At 73.2% G+C, this 17,269-nt stretch carries 15 protein-coding genes; 5 read left to right on the forward strand and 10 right to left on the reverse strand.

Features of this window, described 5'->3' with window-relative positions:
- The first annotated feature begins 23 nt into the window (after window positions 1-23).
- On the forward strand, window positions 24-2,825 hold the full coding sequence (locus tag AB0958_RS37165; protein WP_366894896.1) for a hypothetical protein: 2,802 nt from the start codon (window positions 24-26) through the stop codon (window positions 2,823-2,825).
- Between the two features lie 106 nt (window positions 2,826-2,931).
- Here the strand turns inward: AB0958_RS37165 and AB0958_RS37170 are convergent, their stop codons facing one another.
- The 5 genes from AB0958_RS37170 to AB0958_RS37190 form a co-directional block, all read right to left on the reverse strand.
- Window positions 2,932-3,894: an ABC transporter ATP-binding protein gene (locus tag AB0958_RS37170; protein ID WP_366894897.1), complete on the reverse strand. Its 963-nt coding sequence runs from the start codon at window positions 3,892-3,894 to the stop codon at window positions 2,932-2,934.
- A gap of 124 nt (window positions 3,895-4,018) precedes the next feature.
- Window positions 4,019-4,690 (reverse strand): ABC transporter ATP-binding protein, encoded by a 672-nt coding sequence (locus AB0958_RS37175; RefSeq protein WP_366894910.1) that lies wholly within the window; start codon window positions 4,688-4,690, stop codon window positions 4,019-4,021.
- Window positions 4,691-4,946: 256 nt separating this feature from the next.
- Window positions 4,947-5,234 (reverse strand): hypothetical protein, encoded by a 288-nt coding sequence (locus tag AB0958_RS37180; RefSeq protein ID WP_366894898.1) that lies wholly within the window; start codon window positions 5,232-5,234, stop codon window positions 4,947-4,949.
- A gap of 82 nt (window positions 5,235-5,316) precedes the next feature.
- A complete protein-coding gene (locus AB0958_RS37185) occupies window positions 5,317-6,024 on the reverse strand; it encodes a phenylalanine--tRNA ligase beta subunit-related protein (protein ID WP_366894899.1) in 708 nt (235 codons plus the stop codon).
- A 51-nt stretch (window positions 6,025-6,075) separates the two neighbouring features.
- Window positions 6,076-6,723 carry an FMN-binding negative transcriptional regulator gene (locus AB0958_RS37190; protein ID WP_366894900.1) on the reverse strand — a complete coding sequence of 216 codons (648 nt, stop codon included), beginning with the start codon at window positions 6,721-6,723 and terminating at the stop codon, window positions 6,076-6,078.
- Window positions 6,724-7,005: 282 nt separating this feature from the next.
- Here AB0958_RS37190 and AB0958_RS37195 point away from each other — a divergent pair, with 282 nt between their 5' ends.
- Window positions 7,006-7,584 carry an XRE family transcriptional regulator gene (locus AB0958_RS37195; protein ID WP_366894901.1) on the forward strand — a complete coding sequence of 193 codons (579 nt, stop codon included), beginning with the start codon at window positions 7,006-7,008 and terminating at the stop codon, window positions 7,582-7,584.
- A gap of 57 nt (window positions 7,585-7,641) precedes the next feature.
- Here the strand turns inward: AB0958_RS37195 and AB0958_RS37200 are convergent, their stop codons facing one another.
- Both AB0958_RS37200 and AB0958_RS37205 read right to left on the reverse strand, forming a co-directional pair.
- Window positions 7,642-8,223, reverse strand: coding sequence for an SMI1/KNR4 family protein (locus tag AB0958_RS37200; RefSeq protein WP_366894902.1), 582 nt, complete (start codon window positions 8,221-8,223; stop codon window positions 7,642-7,644).
- Between the two features lie 162 nt (window positions 8,224-8,385).
- On the reverse strand, window positions 8,386-8,766 hold the full coding sequence (locus AB0958_RS37205; protein ID WP_366894903.1) for a DUF1360 domain-containing protein: 381 nt from the start codon (window positions 8,764-8,766) through the stop codon (window positions 8,386-8,388).
- Window positions 8,767-9,138: 372 nt separating this feature from the next.
- Between AB0958_RS37205 and AB0958_RS37210 the strand changes: the two genes are divergently transcribed.
- Complete coding sequence (locus AB0958_RS37210; RefSeq protein WP_366894904.1) at window positions 9,139-9,627, forward strand: SPW repeat protein; 489 nt, start codon at window positions 9,139-9,141, stop codon at window positions 9,625-9,627.
- A 34-nt stretch (window positions 9,628-9,661) separates the two neighbouring features.
- Here AB0958_RS37210 and AB0958_RS37215 read toward each other — a convergent pair whose 3' ends face one another.
- Together AB0958_RS37215 and AB0958_RS37220 are read right to left on the reverse strand one after the other, a co-directional pair.
- Window positions 9,662-10,519, reverse strand: coding sequence for an MBL fold metallo-hydrolase (locus AB0958_RS37215; protein WP_366894905.1), 858 nt, complete (start codon window positions 10,517-10,519; stop codon window positions 9,662-9,664).
- A gap of 138 nt (window positions 10,520-10,657) precedes the next feature.
- Window positions 10,658-12,187, reverse strand: coding sequence for a PLP-dependent aminotransferase family protein (locus tag AB0958_RS37220; protein WP_366894906.1), 1,530 nt, complete (start codon window positions 12,185-12,187; stop codon window positions 10,658-10,660).
- A gap of 21 nt (window positions 12,188-12,208) precedes the next feature.
- On the opposite strand from AB0958_RS37220, the gene AB0958_RS37225 reads away from it, so the two are divergent.
- On the forward strand, window positions 12,209-13,156 hold the full coding sequence (locus AB0958_RS37225) for a DMT family transporter (RefSeq protein WP_366894907.1): 948 nt from the start codon (window positions 12,209-12,211) through the stop codon (window positions 13,154-13,156).
- 98 nt (window positions 13,157-13,254) lie between these two features.
- Here AB0958_RS37225 and AB0958_RS37230 read toward each other — a convergent pair whose 3' ends face one another.
- The gene (locus tag AB0958_RS37230) at window positions 13,255-15,633 is read right to left on the reverse strand and encodes an endonuclease/exonuclease/phosphatase family protein (RefSeq protein ID WP_366894911.1); all 2,379 of its coding nucleotides are present in this window, start codon (window positions 15,631-15,633) and stop codon (window positions 13,255-13,257) included.
- A 365-nt stretch (window positions 15,634-15,998) separates the two neighbouring features.
- Between AB0958_RS37230 and AB0958_RS37235 the strand changes: the two genes are divergently transcribed.
- Window positions 15,999-17,183, forward strand: coding sequence for an acyl-CoA dehydrogenase family protein (locus AB0958_RS37235; protein WP_366894908.1), 1,185 nt, complete (start codon window positions 15,999-16,001; stop codon window positions 17,181-17,183).
- Window positions 17,184-17,269 lie beyond the last annotated feature (86 nt).

Raw genomic sequence — 17,269 nt, forward strand, 5'->3', positions numbered from 1 at the left:
GGCCCGTGGACAGGAGCGCCGCGGTGACGCGGCGTCTGGTGCGCAAGGAGACCCGCGGCGACCTGCCGCTGCTGGCCTGCCTGGCGGTGGTGGTCCTGGCGCTGACGGCGCTGTGCGCCTGGGCCCCCGCCTTCGCGGGCGGTCAGGAGGACCGGGCGCTGCGGCAGCGCGTCGACGCCGCAGCGGCCGCGGCGCCCCTGATCAGCGTGAGCACCACGCCCGAGGTCTTCGACACCGTGCCGCCCGCCGTGCACATGGCCACCCTGCTCGGCTCCGGCGCCACCCTCGCCGAACAACTCGGCGGCCCCGGTGCGCGCCATGTCACCGTCACCGGCGTCGGTTACGACTACAACGACGCGTCCCTGGTCTCGCCCCGGCCGCCGGGGCCCGCCGACACCAGCACCGAGCTGGCCGTCAGCCACCTGCCGGCCGCACGGGCCCACCTGCGCTACGTCAGCGGCCACGCCCCCGCCGACCACACACCGCTCGGCACCCCGCCCCAGATCGGTCTGTCCGAGGCCACCGCGCGGGCGCTCGGTGTCCGGTCGGGCGGCCTGCTGACCCTTGAGTTCGCCAAGACGCCCGGGGTGCAGAGCGCCCCGCCCCACGCACGACTGCTGGTGAGCGGGCTCTACCGCACCAAGGCCGCGGCCGACGGCTTCTGGACCGGCCAGGAGACGCTGGACCAGCCGTCGCGCTACCCGGCCGAGCACTCCGCCGGCACGGTGCTCGCCGTCCGCGGCCTCGTCGGCCTCGACGCGGCCGACCTGCTGGCCGGCGCCGGTGTGGGCGGCCCGCGGGTGACCTGGCAGGTGCGCGCAGACCTGACCGGGGCGGCACTCGACAAGGCCCGCGCGCTGACCGGGCCGCTGTCGCACTACAGCGCGGACCTCAGCGCCGCCCTGTGTCAGGGGGCCGACCCGATCACCGGCGACCTCGGCTGCCACGTCGGCGGCCAGGCCACCGGGCCCCTGCTGGTGACCGACGCGCTGTCGCCCTTGCTCGCCGCCTTCACCGCTCAGGACCACCAGGCCAGGGGGCTGGCGACGTTCGCCGTCGACGCGGTCGCCGCCGTCGCACTGGCCACCGTCACCGTCGCCGTCCGGCTGCTGCTGCGCCGAAGGCGGGCGCACCTGCGGTTGCAGCGCGCACGGGGCGCGTCCACCGCACGGCTGGTGCTGCTGCGCTGCGCCGTGGCCTATCCGGTGGTGCTGATCGCCGCGCTGCTCGGCTGGACGGCCGGCGGGACCCTCGCTCCCACCGGCACCTCAGGAGAACCGCGGCCCGCGACCGCCGCCCTCGCCGCCGCGGTGGTGGCGCTGACGGTGCCGCTGATGACCTGGCTCGCGGTCCGCGAGCCGCGCAGACCCGGCCGGTTGCGGCGCTCACGCCGGAACCTCGCCGCCGGCCGGCGCGTGGTCCTGGAGCTGACGGTGCTCGTCAGCACGGCGGCGGGCGTGGTCGCGCTGCGCTCGCAGGGTCCCGACGGGATTCTGGGCGCGGTGCCGGTGCTGGTGGCGCTGACCGTCGTACTCGTGCTGCTGCGGATCTACCCGCTCGTGCTGCGCCTGGTGCTGCGGCGGGCCCGGCGTGGCCGGGGTGCCGTGGGCTTCGTCGGGGCGGCGCGGGCCGCGCACGACGCCCCGGCGACCGGGCTGGCCCTGTTCGTCCTGGTGCTGACCCTGGGGACGGCGGTCTTCGGGGGACTCGTGCACCGTACGATCGACGACGGCCTGGCCACGGGGGCGGCCTGGACCACCGGGGCCGACGCGAGCGCGACCGTGGCGGGGACCGTGCCGTCCGCACCGGGGGCCGCCCCCGGTACCCGGACCGCCCTCCAGCATCTGTACACCCTCGACCTGGCAGGACGGACCGACGGCGCGGTCATCCCCCAGGTCGCCGTGATCACCGTCGATCCCCGCCAACTGGCCGCCGTCGCCCCGAAGTCGCCGCTGACGGCCGCCCTGCGGTCCCTGCCGGCCGCCCCGACGGGAACCCGAGCCGGTACGAACGCCCCGCTGCCCTCCTTCCTCTCGCCCGGCCTGCGGGCCAGAGAGCGTACCGGCGGTTTCACGGCCACGGTCGTGCCCGACGGGCAGCGGCCGGTGAACCTGGTCTTCGCACCGGTCGGCACCCTCACCGCCGCGGAACTGACCGACCCCCTCCTCGGGCCGGTCACGGCGCAGCTCGCGCCCGGTACGCCGCTCCTGATCACCACCGCCGCGGCCGGGCAGCCGATACCCCCGCAGCCCTCGGGCACCACCGTCCTGCTTCTGAAGAGCGACGGGCCCGGCACCGCCGAACCCGCGGCACTGCGGTCGGCGGCGGCCAGGGCGCTCGGGCCGTCGGCCCGGATCCAGGTCCGCGCCGAGACGCTACGGGCCCTGCGCACGGACGGTCTGACGCAGGGAATCGGCACGATCTACACCGTCGGCTCGCTCCTGGCCGCGCTGTCGGGCCTGCTCGCGCTCGTCCTGGAACTGACCCTCACCTCCCACGAGCGCAGCCGCACCGCCTCGTTCCTGCGCACCCTGGGCCTCGGCGCCAAGGAGGCGGGGGCGCTGCACTTCCTGCAACTGCTGCCGCTGGCGGTCGCCTCCGCGGTGGGCGGCACCCTGCTGGGGCTGCTCGAACCGCGGCTCCTGGCGGCGACCCTGGACCTGCAGCGGTTCACCGGCGGCCCCGGGCAGCCGGCGCTGCGCACCGACTACGCGCTGACCGTCGCCCTCGTCGCCGCCGTGACCGCGCTGATCCTGGCCGCCGCGGTCACCGAGTCCGTGCTGGCCCGCAGGCGCGGACTGGGGGCCGTACTGCGGCTTCCGTGACGGCTAGGGCCCTGACCGGAAAGGTTCACCGGTTCGCGGCGTCCGGCGAACCTTTCCGGTCACAGCATGAGGCGCGGGCTGCCGGGCAGCCCCCTTCCGGGCATGTTCAGCGTTCGGAGCCGCCGCTCGCCGCGTCCTGGGCCTCGGCCCTGGCGCGGCGGGCGGCCTCGTCGGGCCAGACGCCGACGTGGTCGCTCTCCAGGACCAGCCGCACCCGCTTGCGCAGGTGCAGGCGCTCGGTGAACTCCCTCGGCAGTTGCAGCCGACCGCTGCCGTCCAGGACCGCGTACTCCTCGGCGCTGAGCACCTGGACGCCGTCCTCGTCGGTGGCGACCCGGCGCAGCACCTCGGTCGAGGTGCGGCCGTCGCGGATCCCCACGGTGCGCTGCACCTGCTCGGAGACGAGCGCGTCGTGGGTGACGACGACCACGGTGACGCCGAGGTCCTCGTTGGCCCGGCGCAGGGCCGCGAAGACCTCGTCGCTGGTGGCGGTGTCCAGTTCGCCGGTGGGTTCGTCGGCGAACAGCACCCGCGGCTCGTTGGCGTTGGCGACGGCGATGGCGACCCGCTGCTGTTCACCGCCGGAGAGCGTGTCGGGGGTGCGGTCCCGGCAGTGGCCGACGGACAGCAGGTCGAGGAGTTCCTCCGCCCGGGCCCGGCGCCGGGAGCGCTTGATCCCGGCGTACGTCATCGGCAGCATCACGTTCTCGGCCGCGGAGAGGTAGGGCAGCAGGTTGCGGGAGGTCTGCTGCCAGACGAAGCCGACGGTGCGGCGCCGGTAGTCGAGCCGCTCGCGGCGCTTCATCGCCAGCAGGTCGTGTCCGGCGACCTCGGCGGCACCGGCGGTGGGTACGTCCTGGCCGGAGAGTATCCCGAGCAGGGTGGACTTGCCGGAGCCGGAGGCCCCGATCACTGCGATCATCTCGCCCTCGGCCACGGTCAGGTCGAGGCCCTGGAGGGCCTGCACCTCCACGCCCTCGGACTGGTGGATCCGCACCAGGTTCTCGCAGACGACGAGCCCTGCCTCCCGTCGCGGGGCGGCTGCGGCCCGTCGGTGCAGTTCGTCCAAGTCCGTCGGCCCTGGCGGCTGTTCGTGAGCTGGCACACGGTCCCCCGGGGAGATGAGATCTGCGGACAACGCTGTCGGAGGGTCGTCAGGATAGTGCGGAAGTCCGCCGGGCGGGGCCGCGCCGTCAGGTGTCCTCGACGATGCGGCCGTCCCGCAGTTCGAGTACGCGGTCGGCCAGCTCGATGAGTTGGGTGTCGTGGGTGGCGACGAGGGCGGTGACGGCTTCGCTGCGGACGACGGCACGCAGCAGGTTCATCACGGTGAGGCCGGTGTCGGCGTCGAGTTGGCCGGTGGGTTCGTCGGCGATGATCAGAGCCGGGTTGTTGGCGAGCGCCCGGGCGATCGCGACCCGCTGCTGCTGGCCGCCGGAGAGCTCGCCGGGACGCTGGTCGGCGTGCTCGGAGAGGCCGACGAGGGAGAGCAGGAGGCCGACGCGGGCCTCGCGTTCGCGGGCCGGGACCTTCCGCAGGCGCAGCGGAATTCCGACGTTCTCGGCGGCGGTCAGGATCGGGACGAGGCCGAAGGACTGGAACACGAAGCCGACGCGCTCGCGGCGCAGTGCCAGCAGCTCGTCGGCGCCGAGGCCGGCCAGGTCGGTGCCGTCCAGGACGATGCGGCCGCCGTCCGGCACGTCCAGGCCGCCGACCAGGTTGAGCACGGTGGTCTTGCCGGAACCCGAACGCCCTCTGAGGGCGACGAGTTCACCGCGCGGCACGGTGAAGGAGACACCGCGCAGGGCGTGGACGGCGGTGTTGCCGCTGCCGTAGGTACGGCGCAGGTCCTCGACCACCACCATCCCGCCGGCCGGCGTCCCGACGCCCGCAACGACGCTGTCGCCGCTGGTCCGTTCGCGCACATTCCCCTCCCCGTCCGCCCGGTGCGGACCGGGACGGTTCCGCACCCGAACCCGCACGGTACGGCATGCCGCACCGCCGCCGGAAGATCAGCCGCGGCACACCGTGCTTGCCCCGACACGCGACGCCTCCCACCGCCGAGTGCAGGCCTCCGGACGGCACCGGAACCACGTGGGCTCTCGTCGCGTCGAACCGGGCTCAGCCGAGACCCCGGTGAGCGGCCCACAACTGCCCCGCGCGGCCGGCGGCTTCGGTGACCAGGTTCGCCAGTTCGGGTCTGTCGGGGACGGGGAACGAGACGTAGGCGCCCCGACCGCCGGCGACAGGTCGGCCGTACGCCTTCACGGCGACGTGGCCGTCCGGGAGAAGCCGGACGTTGAGCGTGGTCAGCGTGAACTCCTCACCGCGTCGGCTGTCCGTCCAGCGGAGCGCCTGCGGAATCGTGACGTTGATCGCGAGTGCGCTGATTTCCAGGTCGCTGCCCATGGACAGATGGTTCCACAGGAGGCACCGACCCGGCCGTACCCCGCGCGAGGTCCCACCCGGCCCGGGAGGCTGCCGGGTGTCGTCAGGCCGAGGCGTGCGGTTGTCGCGGGCCGAGGTAGTCGACGCGGGTCTCCCGCGCGTGAACCGTGAGCAGCCCGAGGAGTTCCTCCGCCGCGGTCTTCAGGAGGCCGCCGTCGTCTTCGGCCCGCAGGGTCTCCAGGACGAAGGCGACGTGGGTGGAGTCCTCGGTGACTCGGGTGCGGTGGGCGTCGCGGTGGTTCCAGTGCCGGGTCAGGACGCCGGTGGCGTCCGCGTAGATGATCTCGCCGGGCTTCGGGTGCTCGACGGTGCCGGGCTCACCGAGCGGGGTGAACTCCTCGCTGCCGTCGGCGTACCTGATCTCGACGTCGCCGGCGACGTGGTCGAGGTCGAAGGCGCCTGCGGGCAGGCCGTGGCGGGCGGAGACGGCGTTGTAGGAGTCGACGGCGGGGTTGATGCGCGGCAGTGTGCCCTTCTTGGCCATACGGCGTCCGAGGGCGTCGACACTGGGGCGGACGCGGCGCGGATTGGTGCCGAACGAGCGGTAGGCGCTGTGCCATGCCTCGATACGCGGGTCGGTGTCGTCGGCGGGAGCCCAGGCGCCGGCGGCCAGTTGCCGTTCGAGGTCGTCGAGCACCACGACCGTGTCGGGCCAGGGTTCGTGGCCGCGCAGACCGGTGGCCGTGACCACGGCGATCAGGGTGTCGGGGAAGGCTTCGGCGACCGCGGTCGTGAGGCGGAAGGTCGGCATGGGCGGGGCTCCGTTCGGCTCGGGTGGAAGGGTGATGGGGGCCGGTGCGGTTCAGGGCTTCCAGGGGCCCACGCGGTCCAGGCGGCGGCGCTGCTGCCGTGCGGTAGCCCCGTCGAGGCCCTGGCCGCGAGCGGTGAGGCGGTCGGCGACGGCGGCCCGGTGCTCGACGGGCTTGTGGTCGTCGTACTTGAACTTGGCCCGGACCTCGCTCACGTCCAGCACCAGGCCACGGATGCCGGGCAGCATCCGCCCGTACGGCGCCTGCCCGACCTCGACCGGCGCGTGGTCCCCGTCGGGCTGGAAGTGGGCCAGCTGCCGGCGCAGCAGCGCGGCCTTGGCTTCCGGCTCGTCGACGATGCGGGCCCGGCACGTGCACTGGACGGCGGCGTAGTAGCTGGTGGGTACCCCGTCGGTGGGCTCGGTGCCGGGTCCCGCACGCCAGGTTCCCGGGACGAAGGCGTAGTCGCCGAGCACGGTGAAGGTGACGTTCGGGTCGTTCTGGATCGGTTCCCAGACCGGGTTGGGGCGGGCCAGGTGGATCAGGAGGCGGTTGCCGTCCGGGACGAAGTGGGTGGGCACGGTCGTGGGCGCGTGGCCGGGCAGGCCGTTGACGGCGAGCAGCCCGAAGTCGTGCCCTTCGGCGATCCAGGTCCCCCATTCGGCCTGGTCCAGGGCCGCGTCCCAGGGCTGGATGAACATGCGCGTCTCCTTCGGTGGCGGTGGCGGGGCGGTGGCGGTGGCAGTAGCGGTGCGTCGGGGCGCAGTAGAGCAGGGCGAAGGCGGCGGTGGAGGCCATGCCGGAGGCGGTTCGAAGGGTGAGGCCGGCGGGCGCGGCGACCCTCACGGTGCGCGGCACACCACCGAACGATCCCTGACTGTTACAGTGGAACGACTGAACCGTACAACGGAACGACCGCATGGTGTCAACCGACCGACCGGGCGGCACATTCCACCGACCTGTCAGCGAGGGAAGGCGATCAGGTGGCCGAGGCAGACGCAGCCCTGCGGACGCTCGCGCACAACGTCCGAGCGGCCCGCACCAGGGCAGGGCTGTCCCTGGACGAGCTGGGCCGCCGCGCCAAGGTCAGCAAGGGCGCCCTGGTCGGCCTGGAGAAGGCCCAGGGCAATCCGAACTTCGCGACCCTGGTCCGCCTCGCCGACACGCTCGGCGTCTCGGTCTCCGCCCTGCTGGAGGGGCCTGCCGAAGGGCGGGTCCGGGTGGTGTCGTCCGACACCGTGACGCCGCTGTGGGCCGGAGAGCAGGGCGGCGACGCCCGGCTGATGCTGACCACCTCGGGACCGGCGCCGGTCGAGGTGTGGCGCTGGCGTCTGCATCCGGGCGAGGAGTACCCGAGTCACCCGCATCAGGCCGGCGTCGCCGAGACCGTCAGCGTCACCGCGGGACGCATGGTCCTGGTCGTCGACGGCACGGAGCACCCGGTGGCGGCCGGGCAGACCGCCACCTTCGACGGCGACGTCCCCCACACCTACCGCGGCGCGGGCGACGCCACCTGTCACCTGATCATGACCGTCCACCTGCCCCACGGCCCGACCACCTGAGCGACGGGTACGCCGGCGCCGGCCGAGGCCGAGGGGCACGTGGGGTGCGCAGCCGGCTCAGAACGGTTCGAAGCTCGGCTCCACCGGGCCGATCTCACCGCGCTCCACCAGTTCGTCCAGGTCTTCCGGTTCGAGGAACTCCAGGGCGTCCGGGTCGATCCCGTGGTACGGGTCGACGTCACGCAGGCGTTCAACGAAGGCGAGCACGAAGTCGGTGAACGATCCGTCGAAGACTTCCGGATCCGCTCCGTTCCTGTTCGTGACGATCTTCCAGCGGTCCGGTTCGGGGACGCACGGCCAGAAGAAGTGCTCGTCACCGAAATGGTCGTACCCCCAGGAGACGAGGCCGCCGGGGGTGGGGTGGAACCGGAACGGGTACTCGCCCGGGTCACCTCGCCACGACGTGCCGAACGACTCGTGGATGCTTCGCATCCGTTCCAGTAGCGGGCTCGTGCCCCGGGGATGGAAGACCACCAGCTCCCCGCAGATGGTGCCGGTGCCGTACGCGTCGAGGAACGACTTGAAGTCGCCCGGCAACGACGAGCCGACATAGTGCTCGACCTCGTGCCAGTCGTCGGCCGACGCGTCGCGAACCGGCGGCGGACCGAGCAGCTCCATCAGATCGCCCAAACTCGCCATTCTCCCCGCCCTGTTGCTCGTCCGACGCCGACGGCAAACCTAGCCAGCCGCGGTCGCGCCGGGCAAGGCACGTCCCGCGCAGGTGGTCGGTGAGCGCCCGGTCGGTCAGGTCGCGTCCGGCTCGGGTGCTGGGCGGGCACGGCCTCCGAAACGCGAAGGAGGTCACTCACCGGTGGTCCTGTCCATCAGGGCGCTGTACGTCAGCTGCAACGCGTCCGCGCCGGCCAGGGCCGCGAGCGCCCCCATGGCGGTGCGCGTCGCTCGGGGCCAGAGCAGCTGCCCGGCGGTCAGGGTCGAGGCCACCCAGACGCTGACGCAGTACGGGCAGGTGACCAACTCGCCGACCGTGGCCCTGCCGCCCTCGGACCGCGCCTCCTCGTGCAGCTCCGCCGGCCCCTGCGGGCCGTGGAACGTGGTGAAGGGAGCCCTGAGCGGACTGGTCACCGAAGCCTTGCTCAGCAGCCGGCTCAACCGGAACATGGCCACCGCGGTCAGCGCCACGTCCCCCGGGACGGGCCGGTCCGGCAGCGGGCGCCCGCGCATCCTCACCACCGTCGCCCAGGCGGCGGTGTAAGCGCCGAAAGCCGCCAGAGCCGCCGTGTAACCACCCAGCGGACGCTCCTCCTCCGCCGAGTACGCGCAGCCGTCGCCGCAGAGGTTCCGCGGACCGGCCGTCAGCCGCTGTGCCCATGATCCCTGCCTTCTTCCGTCCCCTTCTCGTCCATACCGGCACGAACGGGAATCCTCCCCGTGGGCGGAGGGCCCCCTGGCGGTGGCGGACAAACAACAGGGGCCGGGGCGGTACCGCAGGCGGCGCCGGCCGGGGCCTGGGTACGGGGACACAAACGGCCGGTTGCCCTCCGCTTGACGGGTATTCGCGAAGTCCGAAGGCACATCGCTTCGGAGGTGACGACAATGACCACTTCTCCCCGGCCGTCGATGGAAACGCATCCGGACATCGTCGAGATGCGGCTCAGGCACGAGATGGCCGAGCGCGCGACGAGCACCCCCAAGGGCCAGGCCATCGAGACCATGGCACTGCTCACGGGGCTGTACCTGGCTGCGTCCCCCTGGATCACGGGCTTCAACGCTCTGTCGACCCTCGCCGTCAGCAATCTGCTCACCGGCATCGCCTACGCGGTCCTGATGAGCGGCGGGTTCGGACGCGCCTACGAACGCACCCACAGCATGGCGTGGGCCTCCTGCGCCCTGGGCGTATGGGCGATCATCTCCCCCTGGGTGGTCGCCGGACACGTCAACATCACCAGGACGATCGTGAACAACGTCATCACCGGCGCCGTGGCCCTGCTGCTGGCTCTGGCCGCGAGCGCGGCCGCCCGGGCAGCGGAGTCGTCCCAGGCGGGGCGCGGGGTGCCGACGTCCTACGCACCCGGCCGCGGCTGACCGCCATCGGGGTCCCCCCGCGTCAGCGCCCGGGTCACGCAAGGGTCGGTGCCGAACCGGGACTCGCGGCGACCCGGGCGTGCTGTCCGTGCCGACAGTGCACGAGGCGGTCGCCGAGCCCCAGGGCGTCGGCCTCCGCGAGGAAGGCGTCCAGGGGCGATCGCATCACGGTGTAGTCGCCGTAGTGGACGGGCAGCACGGCCCGGGGGTCCAGGCGCCGGGCCAGTTCCGCGCCCTGGGCGCCGTCCATGGTCACGACGAAACCGCCGGGCAGCACAGTGCCGCCCAGGTGCAGCACGGCTAGGTCGGCGGCCGGGAACCGGCGGGCGATCTCGTCGAGTCCGTCGTAGACCAGCGTGTCGCCCGAGACGTACAGCCGCAGCCGGGGCGACCCGCCCGCGGGGCCGAACTCCAGCATGCTGCCCATCACCGGGGGCAGCAGGCCGCGCAGCACCGCCTGGCCGGCGTGCCGGCCCGGCAGCGCGGTCACCCGAACCTGGTCACCGCCCTGCCGGAGGGTGAATCCCTCCCAGGTGCGCAGCCCGGCCGTCCGGGGAAAGCCGTGCAGCACCCGCAGCCGACGGGCCGCGTGCGGGGTCGACAGGATCGGGACGGCGTGGTCCAGGTGCCGGCGCGCCCGCCGGTCCCAGTGGTCCCCGTGCAGGTGCGACAGCACGATCCCGTCGAGCCGTGGCGGATCCCGCACGTCGACGGCGGGTTCGGTCAGCCGTCGGCTGGACAGCCCGTACCCCAGGTAGGCGTACTGGCCCCGGTGCAGGAAGTTGGGGTCGGTGAGCAGGGTGAGTGCGCCGTAACGCAGCAGGACCGTCGCATTGCCCACGAAGTGGAGGTCGACGGCGTCGTCCGCGAGGTCACCGGTGTTCGAGGCCATCAGGCACCTCGCTCGGGTGGGGAACCGGCCACGGGCTTCGTCCGCGGCGGCGCCGCGGGCCGCGGCACCGCACCGGGTACCCGAAACCTCCCCCACGTCCCCCATCCCACGTCCCACGGCGCGAGGGGGCGAGCGCTTTCACGGGGCGCGCACCTCGCGCAGAGCGGCGCCGACGTGGGCGACGCCCGCTTCGATGTCATGGGCGGGGCCCGCCGCGTAGCCGAGCACGAGGCCCGGACGGCCGGGCCGTATGCGGTGCCAGGACAGCGGGTGCACCTTCACGCCGCGGGCGAGGGCCGCCTCGGCGAGGTCGGTGTCACGGAAAGCGGTGTCCCGTGCGCCGTCGAAGGTGACCATCAGGTGCAGGCCCGCGGCCGCGCCGTGCACCCGGGCCCCCGGCAGGTGCGCCTCGACGGCCCGCAGCATCGCGTCCCGTCTGCGCCGGTGGCGGGACCGGACGTGGCGCAGGTGCCGTTCCAGCTCGCCGGAGTCCATCAGCCGGGCGAGCACCAGCTGGGTGAGGGTGCCGGTCCCGAGGTCGGCGTACCGCTTGGCGGTCACCACCGCGTCCAGCCGGTCCGGCGGGACGAGGAGCCAGCCGATCCGCAGCGCGGGCGCGAGCAGCTTGGAGACGCTTCCCGCGTAGCAGACACCGTCGGGCATCAGTGAGCGAAGGGCAGGCACCGGCGGCCGGTCGTAGCGGTGCTCGGCGTCGTAGTCGTCCTCGATGACCACCCCTCCGGCGGCCGCCCAGTCCAGCAGCTCCCGTCGGCGCTCCCCGTCGAGGACGACACCGGTGGGGAACTGGTGCGCCGGGGTCGTCAGCACCGCGCGGGCACCGCAGGCCCGCAGCGCGCCGACGTCCAGCCCGCCCGAGTCCACGGGGACGGGAACGGTCGTATGACCGGCGTACTCCAGTTGCTGGCGTGCGCCGAGCGAACCGGGGTCCTCGACCGCGATCCGGCCGATGCCGTCCTTGCGCAGGATCTGGCCGAGCAGACCGAGGGCCTGCGCCACGCCGCCGACCACCACCACGTCGGCCGGGTCGGCCCGGATGCCGCGGTTGCGTGCCAGCCAGTCGGCGACGGCCCGGCGCAGGGCGAGGGCACCCCGTGGATCCCCGTATCCGAAGTCGCCGGGGGTGACGCTCGCGAGGACGGCGCGCTCGGCACGCAGCCAGGCGGTGCGGGGAAACGCGGCGAGGTCGGGGACGCCCGGGGAGAGGTCGATCCGGCACGAAAGGGCCCGCAGCGCGTCGATGGCGCCCTCGCGGTCGGCTGCCGCGAAGAGTGCGCGGGCGGGCTCCGACCCACCGGCCGGGCGTGCGCGGGGCACGGCGGGAGCGGCCACCACCACCGTGCCGAGCCGGCCGCGACCGGCGATCTGACCGGACTCGGCCAGCCGCCGGTAGGCCTCGGTGACCACACCCCGCGTCACCTTCAGCTCCTCGGCGAGCACCCGGCTGGCCGGCAGCCTGGCTCCGACGGGCAGCCTGCCGTCGGCGATGGCCGACCGCAGCCGGTCGGCGAGCCAGGCGGTACGTCCGCCGGACGGCGCCCGTCCGATGTCCAGCTGGAGGAAGTCCGAGCCGACGCTCGTCCCAGGTGACGGGGGTGAGGTTTTGGACCCCTCGGACGATGACTTCGTGGACCTGCCCATGGCGTCCATTGTGGGGGCAGGGTGCTGGGCATGGACACACCTTCCCCCTCCTTCGCCCAACTCGTGCCCGGCATGACCGGGATGGTGCTGGTCGGGAGCAGCGTCAGCGTCTCGCACACCCTCGTCGACGCGCCGCTGTTCACCGCCCAGGCCGTCCGGTACGCGGCGGCGACCGCGATCCTCCTGGTGGTCGCCAGGGCCGCCGGTGCCCGTCCGGTCCGGCCGCGCGGAAGGGAGTGGCTGTGGCTGGCGGGGCTGGCGGTCACCGGCCTGGTGCTGTTCAACGTGGCCGTGGTGCGGGGTGTCGCGCATGCGGAGCCCGCGGTGATCGCGGTCGCGGTGGCGTGTGCGCCGGTGGTCCTCGGGCTGGTGGGCCCGCTGCTGGAACGACGCAGGCCCAGCCGCCAGGTCCTGGTGGCGGCGCCCGTCGTCGTGGCGGGCGCGGTGCTGGTGGAGGGGACCGGCCGCACCGATCCCGTCGGCGTGGCGTGGGCCGCGCTCGCGCTCGGCTGCGAGGCGGCGTTCACCCTGCTCGCGGTGCCGGTGCTGGGACGGCACACCCCGTGGGGAGTGTCCGTGCACGCGACGTGGCTGGGCGGTTCGGTGCTGGCGGTCCTCGGCCTGGCTTCGGAAGGCCCGTCGGCCGTGGCACGGTTGACGGGGGTGCAGTGGGCTGCCGTCGGCTACCTGGCGCTGCTGGTCACGGCGGTCGCCTTCGTGCTGTGGTACTCGACGGTGAGCGCGGCCGGGGCGGCCCGCGCCGGGCTGCTCACCGGGATCGCCCCGCTCGCGGCGGCGGGCGCGAGCACGGTCGCGGGGACCGGTGCGCCGGGGCCGTCGGTCTGGGCGGGCATCGGGGTGGTCGTCGTGGGTCTGGTCATCGGCCTGCGGCCACGTCGCCCGGCCGCCGGAGCGGCACCGGACGGGGGGCGAGCGGCCACGACGCAGGCCGCGCCCGTCCCGGGCCGCGCCCGGTGACCCCGTCTCGAGGGCGGGGCGTCGGCGGGGACGGTGAGCCGAGGGCCGGCCGTCCCGGGAGGGACGGCCGGGCCTCGATCAGGTGGGACGGCGTACCGCTACGGCCGCACGCGCACGATCTGCGGGTCGTGGTCGCTGGTCTGCGCGGCGAACTCGCTGTTGATGTGCACCACGTCGTAGTCGGCTTCGCGGCTCAGGGACGGGCTGGTCAGGATGTGGTCCAGGACCTGCGAGTTGCCCTCGTAGACGTAGGAGTAACGCTCCTTGACCGGCAGGGTGTTCACCAGGTCGGTGAGGAGCCTGCCGTTCGCCGTGAGGGAGGTGACCGCCGGTGAGAACTGGTAGTCGTTCAGGTCGCCCAGGACGACCAGGTCGGCCTTCGGGTCCGCCTTCTCCAGCGACTCGATGAAGTCCCGCTCCACCAGGGCCTGCCGGTTGCGCTGTGCCTCGGAGCTGCGCACCGGCGGCTGGAAGCGGCTGTCGATCGCCTGGTCGCCGCCCTTGCTGTTGAAGTGGTTGGCGATGACGAACAGCGTCTTGCCGCGGAAGGTGAACTCGCCGACGAGGGGCTTGCGCGAGGAGGTCCACGCGTCGTCCGTCGGCGCGATCCGGCCCGGGGACGCGGTCAGGTGGGTGTCCGCACCCTTGCCGGTCACCCCGACGGCCGTCGAGGAGTCGCCGCCGGGACGGTCGGTGAACTGCACCCGGTCGGGGTTGAACAGGAACGCCTGCCGGATGTTGCCGCCCGGCTGGCCGCCGTCCTTGTCGTTGACGGGGTCGATCTGCCGCCACTGGTAGCGCGGTCCGCCGGCCGCGACGATCGCGTCGACCAGCTTGCCCAGTGTCTTGTCGGCGGCGACGGTACCGTCGTCGGTGGCGCCGCTGTTGTCCTGGATCTCCTCCAGCGCGACGATGTCGGGCGAACGGAGGTTCGTCACCAGGCCCTTGGCGAGCGCGTCGAACTTCGACTGCGGATTGCCCGGTGCCAGGTTCTCCACGTTGTACGTGGCGACGCTCACCTGGGAGGCGCTCTGCTTCGCCGTCACCTCGGGCTCGAGGTCGCCCTTGCGGACGGTGCCGATGGCGCGGGCCTGGACCGTGTAGGTGCCGGCGAACTGGTTGTAGTCGAGCGGGCCCTCGGTGGTACCGGACAGCGTGTCGCCGACGTTCGCGACGGGGAACGCCTGCTGGGCGGTGGGGATCAGCGACTGCACCATGAGACGGCCCGAGTTGGGGTCGTCGTAGCCCTTGTAGAGGGTGCCGCCCCGCTCGGTGGGGTTCTGGCCGGGCCGGACCGTCACCCACATCTCGGAGTACGGGTCCGTGGCGCCGACCACACGGCTGCTGCCGATGCGGACGTTCATGCCCTCCAGCGACTCGTAGGTGTCGAGGGCGTACTCGTCGGGGCGCAGCGGCAGGTTCTCGATGCTCGCGCCGCCCGCCTGCGGGGCGAACCGCTCGGGCACCGAGTGCTTGTCGAGGACGACCGGGGCGGGCACGGCGTTGCCGCTGGACACGACGGTCACCGTGGCCTTGGTCAGTTCGGTGACCGACTGGACGCCGGTGCTCTGGCCGCCCGGGTAGTACTCCTGGACGGTGGCGTCGACGGAGACGCTGTCGCCCACCTTCACGGTGGGCGTGGTCGAGCCGGTGAAGACGAAGACGCCCTCGCTGGTGCGCGGGTCCGCGTCGGGGTTCGGGTCCTGGAACCAGAAGCCCTGCGAGGAGCCGTACGCGCGGACGCCGGTGACGATGCCGGTGACCCCGGAGACGGCCTTGCCGTCGAGCGGCGAGACGCGGGAGGTGCCCTGGATGTCGTGGATCTTCGCCGGGGTGGCCGGCGGGGTGGTGGGAGGCTGCGTGGTCGGCGGGGCGGTCGGGGTCGTGCCGCCGCTGTCGCCGGTGTTCTGCGGGGACGGGTCACCGGCCGTGAAGTCGGCGGCGTTGTCGTCGGTGTCGGCGAGGGAGGCCGAGCGCGCCACGGACGCGGTGTTGCTCGCGCCGGCCGCCGCGCCGTTGCCCTCGTGCACCACCGCGGTGCCGAAGCCGACCAGGTCCTTCACCCGGGGGTCCGCCTGGCAGTCGGCGGCGGTGAGGCAGGTCAGCGGGTCGCTGCCGGTGACCAGGGCGACGGTGCCGTTGGTGCCGGACACGTTGATGGAGCCGGTGGCGTCGGGCGTGGGCAGGGCCTTGGTGCCGCCCGTGCCCGCGGCTTCCTGGACCAGGTAGCGGCCGCCGCCGGCGAGCGAGCCGGTGAGCGGGGTCGACTGCCACTTGGAGGACGCGGTCGGCGTGCCCGGCAGGTACTGGACGCTGTAGCCGCTCAGGTCCACCGAGCCGCTGCCGGCGTTGGCCAGTTCGACGAAGTCGTTGGTGTACGTGGCGCCCGAGTTGCCGCCGCCTCCGTAGACCTCGGCGATCAGGGCCTCGTGCGAGGCGGCCATGGCGTTGATGCTCAGACCGGCGGTGGCGAGCACGACGGCGCCCGCTATGCCGTAGGGCAGGGCGCGCTTGCGTCTGGTGTGCTGGGGACGCGGCTCGGCGGCCTCGGGTGAGGGGTGCGACACGGAGGAGCTCTCCTTCATGCAGACGGCGTGACGTGGGTACGTGAGCGTGCGGGACCGCCCCGGCGTACGACCGGGCCAAGATACGCGCGTAGACAATGCGATCGCAGCACTCCGGAGGTGAACTCTGGGACACAAACGGAGGTCTGGGATTCCGGTTGACCGTCTCCAGTTCCGGGTCTTCCGTCAACTCGCTTGCGCCGCAGGTGCGTTGACAGTCAGCGGGATCGGCGCGACGGTGAGGGTCCCTGCCGGGTCCCCAGTGCGGAGGCCGTCCGTTGACCAGTTCGTCAGTACCCCGCTCGGAGGCCGATCTCGTCGAACGCGTACGCGTGCTGCAACCGCTCATCCGGTCGCACGCCCTGCGCGCGGAGCAGGAACGGCGGGTGACCAGCGAGGTCGTCGAGGCTCTCACCGGCGCCGGAATCCACCGTATGAACGTCCCCCGCCGTCACGGGGGTTACCAGACCTCCTTACGGACTCAGGTCGACGCGCTGAGCGCCGTCTCCGCGGGGTGCGGGTCGGCCGGGTTCATGGCGTTGATCCAGGCCGGGTGCGCGTTCATCGCTTCCCTGTTCCCCGACGAGGCCCAGGACGAGATCTTCACGGACCCCGACGTACGGGTCGGCGGCACTCTCGTCCCGAGTTCGAAAGCCGTTCCCGTCGACGGCGGTTACCTGGTGAACGGGAACTCTCCCTTCGCGACCGGCTGTCAGGACGCCGACTGGCATCTGCTGACCGCGCTGGCCGGCACCGGGGACGGGCCGCCGGAGATGGTGTGGCTGGCGATCCCCATGACCGATCTCAAGGTGCTGGACGACTGGAACGTCTCCGGTCTGGGCGGGAGCGGCAGCAACACCGTCGTCGCCCAGGATGTGCACGTGCCCGCCCACCGCGTCCTGCCGGTCGCGCCGTTGCTGGCGGGCACGTTCCCGTCCCGGCGCAACGGCGCCGACCCCTTCTACCGGATGCCGGTCCTGCTGCTGTTCTGTGCCTGGACGGCCGCGAACGCCCTCGGACTGGGCCGCGCGGCCGTGACGGAGTTCGGGGAGCGCATCCACCGGCGGGGCATCACGTACACCCTCTACGAGCGTCAGCACGAGGCACCGGTGACGCATCTCCAACTGGCCGAGGCCGAGATGAAGGTCTCCTCGGCGGAACTGATCACCGCCGACTTCGTGGGGCTGATCGAGGCCAGGGCGGCCGACGCACGGCCCTTCACGGCGCAGGAGCGGGCTCGGATCAGGGCGCAGTGCGGGTATCTGACGCGGTTGTGCAAGGAAGCCGCCGACCTGGTCGGATCCGCGTCCGGCGCCTCGTCCCTGCACCGGGAGGTGCCGATCCAGCGGATCGTCCGGGACCTCAACGCCCTGGGCCTGCACTCGTTCGTCAACCCCACCGCCAACCTGGAGCTGTACGGCCGGGTGCTGTCGGGGCTCGACGCCGGGACGCCGTTCCTCTAGGGCCCTTCTGATGGATCTCCGTGGAAGAAGGAGCGGCGTTCGGTGCGTGCGATCGGCGTGCGGGGTGGCGGGTCATGTGGCGGAGC

This window comes from Streptomyces sp. NPDC006655, from assembly GCF_040703965.1.
In the GTDB taxonomy this organism is placed as follows: Bacteria; Actinomycetota; Actinomycetes; order Streptomycetales; family Streptomycetaceae; genus Streptomyces.